Genomic DNA, 13,404 nt, shown 5'->3' with positions numbered 1-13,404 from the left:
AAAATAAAATTGTATAAAAATATGAAGATTTATGACATAGCTGTAATTGGAGCAGGACCAGCTGGATGCATGGCTGCCATACAGGGGGCACAGCAAGGTAAAAACGTGATTCTCCTGGAGAAAAACGATCAAATAGGTTATAAACTGTCATTAACGGCTAACAGAAGATGTAATCTTACAAACACTGCAACTATGGATGTTTTCCTGGAAAAATTTGGTAGGCGAGGTTCTTTCTACCGGGATGCATTCAGTAAATTTTCCAATCAGGATCTTATGAATTTTTTCAAAACGCATGATCTGGAATTAACCGAAGAACAGGAAGGAAGGATCTTTCCCATAACTGAAAAAGCCAGATCAGTTGTGGAAGTGCTAGAAAAAGTCCTGAATGAAGAAAAAGTTAAACTTATCAGTAATTTTCGGTTAAAACATCTTAACAAAATATCCCATGTTTTTAAACTCGCTTCAACTAAAGGTGAATTGGTAAATGCTTATAAGGTAATCATTGCCACTGGCGGAGTGACCTATGGATTCACAGGATCTACAGGAGATGGTTTAACCATTGCAAAATTTTTAGGACACAACATAACAGACCTTAAACCAGGTGGTGTTCCATTGTTGGTGCGTGAAGAATGGATTCACCAACTAAAGGGAGTTACCCTGGAAAATGTGGGGTTAACCATAAGACACAGTGGGAAAAAGATCGATTTACCCCGCGGGAACCTGCTTCTAACACATTTTGGCGTTTCAGGACCGATTATTCTTGATATGAGCCATGTGATTGTTGGGCTTATGGAAAAACATGGTGATTTAAAGCTTTACATTGATTTTAAACCAGAAATCAGGAAGGATGCTCTGGGAATCATGTTGATGGAAGATTTCCAGGAACACCCTAAAAAAAGTCTGAAAAATTACCTGAAACATCACCTCCCCAATAACCTGATTATCCCCATCTTAAACACTCAATCCATTGATCCTCAAAAAAAGCTCAACCAGATCACTAAAAAAGAGAGACTGCAGCTACAGGATGTATTAAAATCCCTTCCAATAACTTTATACGGCCACCTGCCCATGGATAAAGCCATGGTTACCTGTGGTGGTGTCTCCAAAAGGGAAATTGATCCTCAGACCATGGAATCAAAGTTGGTAAAGGGGTTATACTTTGCTGGTGAAATCATTTCAGGGTGTGGTGGTAGGGGAGGTTATAATCTGCAACAGGCGTTTTCAACAGGTTATGTGGCTGGTGTGAGTGCAGCAAAATAAATTAAATCTTTTCTAATTTATCTGTGCCTTTCAGTTTAAGGGTATTTAGTTTAATGGCCTTTCAGTTTAATGAATTCATGTTATTAAATTAAAATTACTTCCCCAATTAAAAAAAAATAGTATAAGATTAAAAAAAATAATTAATTATATTAATCTATTTACAGATTAGGCTTATTTTGGATTCATTTTTTTGATGTACTCTTCTATGGGTCTGGTACCGAAGTAAAGTACAATGACCGCACCAATGATCCAGGTGAAGTTGGTGACAATGGTCTGTGCTGAGGCCCCGGTAGGGAATGCAAAAATACCAAATGCCATAAGGGGTACAAATGCCAGGTACACAGTTATAAGAGAAACAGTTAAAGCTTTCCTGATTTCTCCAGTGTTGAATGGGGATGTTCCCGACATGTAATTGGTTATCAATATTATCCCAAAGAAGGTCACCAGGCCCATGGACACAAATATCCACTGCAGGGGTATTCCAAGGAGTTTGATTACGAGAGGAACAACCACCAAGTCCAGCACACCCAATATTGAAATCATTTTAAATGCATTTTTCCAGTTTTTATCATTGGAATGACGTACTTTACGTAAAAGATTATCCCGTTCTTTGATAGCCTTCAATCTTTCTTTATCCATCCATTCCGATTTTTTTTCCAATTCTTCATTGATAAGTTCTAATTTTTCTATTTTAATGAGATTGAGATCGTTGATCTCTTTTTCCAGATTAATTCTTTCCTGGTAAAGTTCATCAACCTGTTTTTTTAACTCTTCTTTTTCATCTGCTGCCATACTAACTCCTCCAACAGAGAATAATTGGAAATTATGAAACTTGTTATATCTATATAGAATATTATAACTTATTCAATATATTAATTTTTAGATGAAAATAACATATTATTTAAGTGAAAATCAATTATGGAATGTGAAAAGGTGTTTTCCAAAAGAAGGGGTTTTGAAGGTATATGATAAAAATTGTTTACGATATTAAAGTTTATAGGGAAGTTCTAAAAAATATAATTAAGGAAGATGACGTTGTGGTGGAGTTAGGATGCCATACAGGAAATTCAACCCGCATAATTGCCCGAAAGGCACCCCATGGGAAAATCATAGCTCTGGATAAAGGCTCTCAGTCTGAAAAAAAAATGAATGAACTGATGGAAGAGGAAACTGGTTCAATTGAATTTATTAAGGGTGATGTGCGTCTCCATGAAACCCTGGAAGAAGTAGCAAAAAAGGTCAACCAGATAGGTGGTTGTGATGTTCTATCAATTGATCTTGGTGGTGGTTACCATCCAGACACTACCTTCAAAGTATTCTTCATATGGTCATCAACTTTAAAACCTCGTGAAACCATAATTAGAAATAGGGGACTTTTAGATTTCCTGCACTCAGCGTCAAGTTCTGAAATCATCAAATCCAACAAGGGATGGTTGGAGTCCAGTGGAGATGACGGCATCCCATCAAGATTAAAAGAACTTAAACTCTGGTCTTCAAAATTATAAACAGGAGGGTGCTCATGATAGGAAAAAAAATCAGGATTGAAAGGATAATCAATCGAAAAACCGGTAGATGTGTTATCGTACCTATGGATCATGGTGTATCCATAGGACCCGTGGATGGAATAATAAAAATGGCAGAGACTATTGATGAAGTGGCCAGTGGTGGTGCCAATGCTGTAATAATGCATAAGGGAATGGTTGGCACTGGACACCGAGGTTACGGAAGAGACATTGGATTGATCATTCACCTTTCTGCCAGCACCGCCTTGGGACCAGATCCAGATCATAAGGTGCTGGTGACATCTGTGGAGAAATCCATCCAGATGGGAGCAGATGCAGTATCCGTGCATGTAAATGTGGGTTCCAAGATGGAACCTGAAATGTTAATGCACCTGGGAAGCATTTCCGAGATATGTGATGATTGGGGAATGCCCCTCATTGCCATGATGTATCCTAGAGGCAAAAAAATCGACAGCGAACACGATGCTGAAGTGGTTAAACTGGCAGCCCGTGCCGGTGCTGAACTGGGAGCCGACATAATAAAAACCAACTACACTGGAGACCCTGACACCTTCAAAGAAGTTATCGATGGATGTCCAGTACCCCTGGTAATAGCCGGGGGCCCCCGTGTAGAAACAGACCGTGAATTACTGGAAATGGTTAAAAATGCTGTAGATGTTGGGGGAGCTGGAGTGGCCATAGGCAGGAACATCTTCCAGGCCAAATCACCACAGAAAACCACCCGGGCCATTGCTGAAATTGTCCACAATGACTTGGATGTGGATGAAGCCCTGAAAATCCTCAATGGATAAATAACTCCCTAAACCGATGAAGTCCTTAATGGATAAATAACTCCCTAAACCGATGAAGTCCTTAATGGATAAATAACTCCCTAAACTGATGAAGTCCTTAATGGATAAATAACTCCCTAAACCGATGAAGTCCTTAATGGATAAATAACTTCCTTAACCAATGAACTCCTAAATAGATAAATAACTTCCTTAACCAATGAACTCCTAAATGGATAAATCCATCCTCTGATGGATTAAAATATTCTTAGAAGGTCAAAATTATGAAATTTGCATGGATAATGGCAGAAGGCAATGTGTGGGATGACAAAAAACAGTTCATAACCACCGCCCTGGAATCCGGGATAGACCACATAGTTGACTTCACTGATGTGGACAACATTCGCAGGTTAGGTAATGTGAAGATCATCTCTGATAGCGAAGGCTCTGATATTGTAATGACCGGTCGAAACAGTGAAGGAGACGGCACCCTCAAAATACCCGATGAACTATCAGAATCCAAAGACCTGTCTGCAGTTAAAAGATTGAAAAGAATGAATAAAAAGGTAGCCTCCTATGTGGAGATCACCAGTAAAAAGCACGAACAACTGGCTTCAGTCCTGGGAAAAGAAACTGATTACCTTATACTGATGGGCCGTGACTGGAAAGTGATACCACTGGAGAATATCATTGCTGATCTGCAGAAAGAAAAGGTGAAAATCATTGCTGCTGTTGCAGATTATGATGAAGCTAAACTAGCCCTGGAAACCATGGAACACGGAACCGATGGAATCTTGCTCTGTCCCCAAGAGGTAAATCAGATAAAAAAGGTAGCCGAGTTAATTGAAAAGATACAGAGTGAAAGTTACCAGATGAAACCTGCTAAGATAACTAAGGTGGAACCTGTGGGGATTGGAGACCGGGTCTGTGTGGACACCTGTTCCATGATGCAGTTAGGTGAAGGCATGCTGGTGGGATCATACTCCCAGGGACTGTTTCTGGTGCACAGTGAATCCATGGAAAGTGAATATGTTGCATCACGACCCTTCCGGGTTAACGCCGGCCCAGTGCACGCCTATGTCATGACCCCTGGTAACAAGACCAAATATCTCTCAGAACTGGAAACTGGAGATGAAGTTCTCACTGTGGACCAGGAAGGCAACACCAAAACAGCCATAGTGGGACGGGTTAAAATAGAAAAACGACCCCTGATGCTGATTGAAGCAGAACATGAGGGAGTTGTTTTACGCACCTTACTCCAGAATGCCGAAACCATACGCCTGGTTACAGAAAATGGCAAACCCATATCCGTGGCAGACTTGAAGGTAGGGGATAAAGTAATGATCTACCTGGACCCCAATGCCCGGCACTTTGGAATGGCCATTGAAGAGACCATCATCGAAAAATAAAAAAAGATTATTAGGGGATTTTTTTTATTTCCCTTATCATTATTTGCCATACCATATTTTTTAATGCTTTAATAGCTTAAATCAACTGATTATTGTGTAAATTTCACTGAGTTTTACCATATATGTCCCTTAACATCTCTACATTAGGAAAAAGTACTTTAAAAAATGTGATCGTGGGGAATCATAAGCTAAACCCACACTGACGCCTAAAAATTAACAGGTACTGATTAACTAATCTAACGGAACCACTGATGGGTCTTCGGTGGGTTTTTAGATACGTATTAGAAAAAATAATTGAGAAATCCATTTGGAAGAATAAAGGTAATATGGGAAATTTTATCCATTATACAAGTTTTCGACATAATTCCATTAAATTTATATTCCAGAAAATGCTCGGACAACCATATTTTTGATATTACTTAAGTTTTCATTGTAAAGATCTTCTTCATTATATATATGACAATAGAAAGACATTGCGTGGATAACACTAATAATAAATTCTAACCTGCATTTTAACATTTTAGCATCCACATCAGGTAATTTTTCTAATATAAACTCATTTAATTTATCCAAAGACTTTTCATTAATCCTATCCAAAATGCCGCGAAATTCAGCATCATTAATTATTTCAGATACGGCCATGAAGTACAATGTACGCTCATCATATTGTTCCAAGACCATTTCTGCCAGTTTAGCACTTATCTCCTCAATAATTTCATTTTTATTCTTTCCTTCTGTTTCCAAATCATGCATAAATTCTATCTGTTCCATACCTTTTTGCTCTATGATTGCAAAAAATATCTCTTTGGTACTGTGGAAATAATAATAGAATCCCCCTACGGAAAGAGTGGTAGAATTGATAATATCTTCCATGGTAGTATTTTGATAACCTTTTTCTAAAAAAACTTCAGTAGCAACAGAAAGTATTTCTTCTACCCTTTCTTTTCTCGTTTTTTTTATAAATTTTCCCATTTATTACATCTCCAATTATAAGTAACCTCTTTTGAATGATTTTAACTAGTCTATACCTTTTTATTACAAGATCAGTTGGGATTACAAGATCAATCTGAAATAATCCATAACTACTATACCATATTGGAGAATCGGTTTAGGTAGTTTTTTATTTTTTAGATTATTATGTTTATTTTCCGTTTATTTTTTTCCAATCTTTTCTTTAATTTTAAGCTGATAAAAAAAAGAAAATGAAGACAATCCCCTGAACAATAGTATGATTAAAGATAATCCCTAATCTCTTTACTTCCATAACATCCCTTATCATCCATCCCAAATTTCCATCCATGTGCTTTCTGCTGTTCCTCCCACATACGATAATATGTTCCACCATTTTCCAGTAATTCCTCATGTTTTCCCTGTTCGACGATTTTACCTCCTTTAATCACTAAGATCTGATCAGCATCTGATATGCTGTAAAGACGATGTGCTACCACCACCACGGTTTTGGATTTCACCAGCTTTCTGATAGCTGCCTGGATTTTACTTTCATTTTCAGGGTCAAGTGACGCAGTGGCTTCATCCAGGAGGATAATGGGTGCATCCTTTAATATTGCACGAGCAACAGATATACGTTGTTTTTCACCACCAGAAAGAGTTGATCCTCCCTCACCAACCATTGTATTATAACCATCAGGTAATTTTTGAATGAAATCATGACAGTTCGCCTGCCTTGCCACCTCATAAACTTCCTCTGGAGAAGCATCTACACGACCAATCTTAATATTGTTGTATATAGTATCATTAAATAAGTAAACATCCTGGAAAACCATACTCATACCGGCGAGAAGGTGTTCATTTTTTATATCTTTAATATTTTTCCCACCAATCATTATTTTACCAGAATCTACATCCCAGAACCGGGCAATTAAACTGGTTATAGTTGTTTTACCAGATCCAGAAGGCCCCACCAGTGCCGTGATGTTTTTTTCAGGAATATAACAGCTCAAATCTTTTATTACATTTGTATCTTGGTATTTAAAATTTACATTTTCAAATTTAATATCGAAACTTTCAATTTTCATATCATCTACTGGTTCTGGAAGAATTTTAGTATTTAAAGTCGCCACAACACGATCAGCAGCCATACTCATATACCTTATCTTTCCAAAGAATAGACTTAAAGATTTGAGAGGTTCATAAAATGCATTACCCAATATAAGGAAGAAAATGAATGTTAAAACACTCAAAGTTCCATTTTCTATAAATTGAATTCCAAAAAATAGAATAGCTAAAAACCCAATTTCCAGCACCGCAAAACATATAAATATGGCAGGAACAGGGATCCCTTCCAACGATATACTATCCTTTTTTAGTTTGCCAAAGGATTTTTCCATACGTTGGAACTTGTTGCCTGTTTGATTGTACCCTTTGAGAACTTTTATTCCCACCAGATACTCCATCATCCTAGAAACTGCAGCATTTCTGGATCTAAGTTGTTTTCTACCAAAATAACTAAGTAATTTCATAGCTAATTTAAGGCAGATACATGCTATACTCACAGAAATTAAAATAATAATACCCAATCTCCAATCTGCAACGAAAAAGAATATGCTTATAAATGTTGCCAGTACAATCGAACTCACAAAATCAGGAAACAAATAACTAAACACATCTTCTACCATTGTCATATCTTGGAGTAACAGTGAAGTGACATCACCAGGGTCACGTCTTTTAAAAAAGTTTAGTGGAAGTTTTCTCAAATGTTCCCCTAATTTTAAGCGGGTTTCAGCAGACAATGAATAAGCTGTGATATATGCCGATTTATATGCCTTTTTACCCACCACTATCTGAATCAATAGGGTTATGAAAAGCCCTATAATCAACATGGTAATAAATTCCGTGTTTATGGGTTTCTGGTGTACAATAGGTGCAAAAAGTTCCACTAAAACCATGAAAAGTATTCCATAGGGAGCTCCTTTAAACATAGTTTGCAGGATATTCCACCCAATTACATGGTATAGTTTACCTTTTTCACCGGAAGTAATAACTTTAACCGAATTAAACATTCAAATCACATCTCCCTCTATTTTTGTGGATTTAAAGGTCCATTTTTTAGCAGAATTGTGTGACTCCCACATTTCCGAGTATAGTTGCATATTTTTAAGTAATTTGTTGTGCGTTCCCATTTCTACAATCTTACCTTCATCTAATACCATTATTTGGTCCGAATCAGTGATGGTGGAAAGGCGATGAGCGATGATCAACACTGTTTTGTTTTTTAAAAGTTCACTGAATGCTTCCTGGATTTTTACCTCATTTTCAGGGTCAGCAAATGCCGTAGCTTCATCCAGGATCACGATAGGTGCATCCTTAAGAATTGCTCTGGCCAGAGAAATACGTTGTTTTTCACCTCCACTGAGATGAACACCTGCTTCACCAATTAAAGTATCGTAACCTGCAGGTAGTTCGTTTTTAATGAAATCATGGATATTGGCCGCCTTAGCCGCAGCTATTACTTCTTTTTCAGTCATATTTTCACGACCCATTCTGATGTTTTCCAGTACAGTATCACTGAAAATGAACACATCTTGAAAAACCAGAGCCATTTTATCCATTAAATAATCAAGAGGAATGTCTTTAATATTTATACCTCCAATCAGTATTCTTCCCTTTTCAATATCCCATAAACGGGCTGTTAAATTTGCAATGGTGGTTTTACCAGATCCAGAAGGGCCTACGAGTGCAAAAATTTTTCCTTCATCAATTTTGAAGTTCACATCATAGATTACTTGTGTTTTATCATAGGCAAAATCCACATCCTGAAATTCTATAGAATAGTTTTCAGGAAATTTAGGATTTGCAGGCTCAGGCAAACTTTTTCGTTCTAAAATCGCGTCAATACGAGAAATTCCTTCAGTTATCTGGGCCAGGGTTCCGCTTACAAAAACCAGTTGATAGATTGGTTTCATATACGCCACGCCCACGATTAAAAATAATATAAAAACAGGTAGTTGAAGTTGCCCAGATAAATACAACCAAACACCCACCGGTAAAATGAAGAGTAATGGTGAGCCTAAAAGAGCAATGAACACTGCCCAAGGAGTAATGGATCTTTCTGTCCAGTCATTACAGCAATCACGAAAAGCATAAACCGTGCTTTGGAACCTGGTAAATGATTGTACAGTCAGATTAAATATTTTTATCACCGACATTCCACGAACATACTCAACTATAGTATTATTCATGTTTTCCATTGCCGTATGGTACTTTTTCATTTCACTTTTGTTATTAGAGAAAGCGAAACTCCATGCGATAAATATCAATGGCAACGGCACGATTGTAGCCAGGGCCAAACGCCAATCAAAAAAAAATAAAAATATAACGGTTATCAACGGTGAAACGACCCCAGTTGCAATATCTGGGATATGATGAGCTATAAACAGTTCTATTTTTTCTACATCTTCATTAAGAATCTTTTTCAGAGATCCAATGTTGTGTTTGTTGAAATAACCCATGTTCAAGGTACCTAAATGTTCTGTAATCTTCACTCTCAATTCATACAATATATTAAACGCAACTATATGAGACAAGGTACTTGAAGCATATTTAAGGATTAATCGACCTACTAATGCTATAACCGCTATTTCAATTAAATTCCATATATAACTCCACTCTATAGGAGGATTTATTAATTTAACCAACACTAAATAAATAACAAAAAAAATAACTAATGCTAACAATTCACTGATTACTGAATAAATAGTAGATGCAAAGAGCAATAATTTTTTAGTTCCTGCAATTTCCAATAAACGTTTTAATCCGTTTAAACCAGATTCATTTGATTTAACATTATTTTCTTCCATTGAACCACCAATGTATTACCTAAAATTATTTCAATTCCGCGCTTTTTTTTATTTTTTATCTGTTTAATGAGATCAACTGCTAAAAAATCTAAAAAATAGTTTAACCCTTTTCCATAAGATATTTAGACGTTTCCATCTATTTTGATGTTTATTATCTTTCTATTTCCATGGTACAAAAACTCCTAATTAAAACTAAAGATAGCAAACAAACCTGATATGATTCTAAACATTTGTGAGTCACCCACCAAGGCTCCCATAGTAAACTCCAATGTCTCCAATCAAACCAAAATTATACAAAACTAACAAGATGATCGTACATACACTCCAATAGGAAAAAATATATACCCAATCAATGGATTTAAATTCCATTTTACGGAAATAAGTACGTTCATCAAATGCACCGAAAGCACGTCCATCCATGGACAAAGCTGTTCTTTCTCCTATTCTTATAGCATTCACAATAATAGGGATACTATATCTTTTTATTTTTTCAAAATAACTTTGAATTCCTTTTTTTTCAGAAATTCCCATTACTTTATGGGCAGATCTAATGACATTAAACTCAGTTTCCATCATTGGCACAAATCTGAAAGCCACCAATACACCGTAACTGAACCTATAAGGAATTTTCAAGTTTTGTATCAGTGAGCGGATAAAGTTACTTGGTTCCGTAGTGAGAACGAAAGGAAATGAAAATAGTAATAATGCATAAATTCTCAATGCAATTGCCACTCCTGCCATGAAACTTGCCTGATAAATATTTAACGCACCAATAGTAAATAAAACAGGCGAACCAGCAGTTAATTCTGGTCTTGCTCCTAATAAGTAGAATACAAAAAGTGATAGGGACAATATAATGACAGGAATTGAAAGCTTAAAAAATGTAGTTAAGGGAACCTTTCCCAGTGCAAATATTATAAAAACATTTAGGACTATAAAAGCAATGGGTGGCCATATACTGTTAATAAAACAAAGTAAAGTAAAAAAGGGTAAGGCTGCAAAAACCGTGCTCAAAGGGTTAAGTCTGTTTAAAAAGGAATCGTTGTCGTGATAAATGAATTTCATAGGAATCATCAATTTTGTTTTAATGGTTTTAATGCGTTTACGTATTCTTCAACAGTAGCCATTCCATTCCAACCTTCATAATACTGAGATAGATTAACAGACAATTGTAACAATGGAGGTATGGTTAATCTGGCTTTTTTAAGTATTGAATTATTTTTAAAGAGTTTATGTGTAGATCCATTGAATATAGCTTCCCCTTCAGCCATCACAAGGACATTTTGAGCATGTTTAGCAACAATATTCATGTCATGGGTTATGATAATAATGGTTTTTCCCAGCTCATTGAGAGTTTTTAGAAATGTTAAAAGTTCATTGGAACTTTTAAGATCCTGACCAAAGGTAGGTTCATCCAGTATCAGAATATCCTGTCCCAACGTTAACATGGTGGCTACACTCAAAAGGCGTTTTTGACCATGACTCAACATATATGGACTCGATTTAGCATATTGTTTTATTTTGAACTTTTCCAGTGTAGAGTCTAACCAGTTAACAATCTTTTCTGATGGAAAGCCCCTTGATTGGAGTCCAAAAGTTAATTGTTCTTCTACCGTGTTTTTAATAAATTGATGCTCTGGATTCTGGAAAACGTAACCAACTTTATGACATAGCTCTTCTGTAGGAATCTTTAAAACGTCTTTTCCTTCCACAAATACTTTACCAGAGGGAGGGTGGATAATATTCACTATATTTTTGGCCAAAGTAGTTTTTCCAGCCCCATTAGCACCAATTATGGCCAAAAAGTCGCCTTTGTGTACTTTTAAACTAAGATTTTTTAATACTTCCTTATCATCATAGGCAAATGAAAGATCACGTATGTCAAGTACAGGACTGGAATGATGAGTCAACTCGGTGCAATTCTCCCTTTTTAAACCATTACCCAATGGTTTGAACTTTTTAAAAGAGTTATAAGCTTCATCTATGCTCAAAGGGATATTGTTAAGTTTAATATTATTTTGAACTAGTTTATGGGCTAATAAAGCTGTTTGAGGGATCCATATGCCATTTTTTATAAGTAAGTCTGAATTTTCACCAAATACTTCATATGGTGTTCCTTCCAGTAACTTAACTCCTTCTTTTCCCATTACAATTACCCGATCGACTAAATGGATTAGTTCATCAAGTTTATGCTCTATAATAATGATAGTGTGTTCATCTGTTTTTTTAAGAGATTCAACTGTTTTAAAGAACTCCAATGTTCCAACAGGATCCAGGTTGGCTGTGGGCTCATCGAAAATGAATACCGAAGGGCGGAAAGCCATCAATGCAGCCAATAATATTTTCTGTTTTTCTCCCCCGGAAAGACTATAAACATTTCTATAACGATAATCAAGCATGTCCACCTTTTTAAGAGAATCAATTATCTTTTCTTCCATTTCTTCTGTACTGTAACACAGATTTTCCATTCCAAAAACCAGTTCTTCTTCCACATTCAGGGAAACAAACTGTGCCTCTGGATCCTGGAAAACAATTCCAATTTTTTGTGTGATCTCATAAACGGGTGTTTGGTTATTATCTTGACCTTGAAAACTGACTGTGCCATTCATTTTTCCGGGGATTGTATGAGGAATTATGCCATTAAGGGCTAGTGCTAGGGTACTTTTACCAGAACCAGAAGGACCTAAAAGAAGAATCACTTCCCCCTTATTTATTTCAAGATTTATTCCTTTTAGAGAATTTTTGGAATTATTTTCATATTTAAAACTTAAATTATTGACTTCAATCAAAGATTCCATATATTTCACTCGTTGATTATTGTTTTTTAGAACTTTTTCCAAAAAAATGGATAAAATAGTAATATAATCTTTTTAGACAATTTTTTTTTAATCGACGTTTTCTGAACCTTTAGATATAACCCCTGTCTTGAATATCACATCACCGATCAATTTTGCCACTAAACCCCCTAATAACGCTCCACTAATTAGGGCTTCAATGAAAAAGATTATTTGAAGCAATATAGTCATGTTTCCCATACCATACATGACAAAACACAAGACCGCCTGGAGGCCACTGGTAATAACTCCTGCTAACATCATATACCATAATTTAAAATTCTTGTAACGTGTCACCAAGAAAATAATTTCCAGTGGCACCCCAATTGTTAGTATGTCTAACAACATAGCTAGACCCCAAGGAGTTAAAGGGACTGTTATCAACATACATACAGAAGTGGAAAATAAGGCAACTCCAGGTTTGCGTATGAGATAAATAATCATTAAAGTAGGAAAAAAACAAATTCCTTGAGTTGCTGCCAATATTAATGGAAATGAAGCAGTGTAACCATTTAAATAACTTATAGGAATAAAAATAAATCCCATTGCCACTGATATAATGGCAGTGACCATAATATCCTTAGTTGTCCATCTATAATTCATCTTTCTTGAACTTTCTTCTACCATTTTATAACCTCTACTGATTTAGTTATCCGAGAATTCTTTGAGATTGTTTATACGATCAACAGTAATTTTTCAGGAAAAACCATCTCAAGTAAATCCAAGTATAATTATAGGTAGAGGTCTACCTCTATTTATAAAACTTTCGATATGCTTTTGTTTATTACTTAGTA

General features: G+C 36.0%; 11 protein-coding genes. 4 read left to right on the top strand and 7 right to left on the bottom strand.

Annotation, left to right across the window (positions count from 1 at the left end; all coding sequences use genetic code 11):
• Window positions 1-21 precede the first annotated feature (21 nt).
• Window positions 22-1,260 carry a BaiN/RdsA family NAD(P)/FAD-dependent oxidoreductase gene (locus J2743_RS07805; RefSeq protein WP_209626024.1) on the top strand — a complete coding sequence of 413 codons (1,239 nt, stop codon included), beginning with the start codon at window positions 22-24 and terminating at the stop codon, window positions 1,258-1,260.
• A 171-nt stretch (window positions 1,261-1,431) separates the two neighbouring features.
• Here the strand turns inward: J2743_RS07805 and J2743_RS07800 are convergent, their stop codons facing one another.
• The gene (locus tag J2743_RS07800; RefSeq protein ID WP_209626023.1) at window positions 1,432-2,052 is read right to left on the bottom strand and encodes an MATE family efflux transporter; all 621 of its coding nucleotides are present in this window, start codon (window positions 2,050-2,052) and stop codon (window positions 1,432-1,434) included.
• A gap of 173 nt (window positions 2,053-2,225) precedes the next feature.
• On the opposite strand from J2743_RS07800, the gene J2743_RS07795 reads away from it, so the two are divergent.
• From J2743_RS07795 to J2743_RS07785, 3 genes are all read left to right on the top strand, one after another.
• Entirely contained in the window at window positions 2,226-2,765 is a 540-nt protein-coding gene (locus J2743_RS07795; protein ID WP_209626022.1) for an SAM-dependent methyltransferase, read from the top strand.
• A gap of 14 nt (window positions 2,766-2,779) precedes the next feature.
• The gene (locus J2743_RS07790; protein ID WP_209626021.1) at window positions 2,780-3,574 is read left to right on the top strand and encodes a 2-amino-3,7-dideoxy-D-threo-hept-6-ulosonate synthase; all 795 of its coding nucleotides are present in this window, start codon (window positions 2,780-2,782) and stop codon (window positions 3,572-3,574) included.
• A 260-nt stretch (window positions 3,575-3,834) separates the two neighbouring features.
• Window positions 3,835-4,959, top strand: a complete 1,125-nt coding sequence (locus J2743_RS07785) for a 3-dehydroquinate synthase II (protein WP_209626020.1) — start codon at window positions 3,835-3,837, stop codon at window positions 4,957-4,959.
• A 375-nt stretch (window positions 4,960-5,334) separates the two neighbouring features.
• Here J2743_RS07785 and J2743_RS07780 read toward each other — a convergent pair whose 3' ends face one another.
• From J2743_RS07780 to J2743_RS07755, 6 genes are all read right to left on the bottom strand, one after another.
• Window positions 5,335-5,931, bottom strand: a complete 597-nt coding sequence (locus tag J2743_RS07780; RefSeq protein WP_209626019.1) for a TetR/AcrR family transcriptional regulator — start codon at window positions 5,929-5,931, stop codon at window positions 5,335-5,337.
• Between the two features lie 260 nt (window positions 5,932-6,191).
• The gene (locus tag J2743_RS07775) at window positions 6,192-7,979 is read right to left on the bottom strand and encodes an ABC transporter ATP-binding protein (RefSeq protein WP_209626018.1); all 1,788 of its coding nucleotides are present in this window, start codon (window positions 7,977-7,979) and stop codon (window positions 6,192-6,194) included.
• On the bottom strand, window positions 7,980-9,776 hold the full coding sequence (locus J2743_RS07770) for an ABC transporter ATP-binding protein (RefSeq protein ID WP_209626017.1): 1,797 nt from the start codon (window positions 9,774-9,776) through the stop codon (window positions 7,980-7,982). It lies immediately after the preceding gene.
• 237 nt (window positions 9,777-10,013) lie between these two features.
• Window positions 10,014-10,841: an energy-coupling factor transporter transmembrane component T family protein gene (locus tag J2743_RS07765; protein ID WP_209626016.1), complete on the bottom strand. Its 828-nt coding sequence runs from the start codon at window positions 10,839-10,841 to the stop codon at window positions 10,014-10,016.
• Between the two features lie 8 nt (window positions 10,842-10,849).
• The gene (locus J2743_RS07760) at window positions 10,850-12,574 is read right to left on the bottom strand and encodes an ABC transporter ATP-binding protein (protein ID WP_209626015.1); all 1,725 of its coding nucleotides are present in this window, start codon (window positions 12,572-12,574) and stop codon (window positions 10,850-10,852) included.
• A gap of 87 nt (window positions 12,575-12,661) precedes the next feature.
• Entirely contained in the window at window positions 12,662-13,237 is a 576-nt protein-coding gene (locus J2743_RS07755; protein ID WP_209626014.1) for an ECF transporter S component, read from the bottom strand.
• Window positions 13,238-13,404: the final 167 nt, after the last annotated feature.

The organism is Methanobacterium petrolearium (assembly GCF_017873625.1).
GTDB lineage: Archaea > Methanobacteriota > Methanobacteria > Methanobacteriales > Methanobacteriaceae > Methanobacterium > Methanobacterium petrolearium.
The sequence above is the reverse complement of the archived record's forward strand: the minus strand, read 5'-3'. Positions and strand labels throughout refer to the sequence as shown.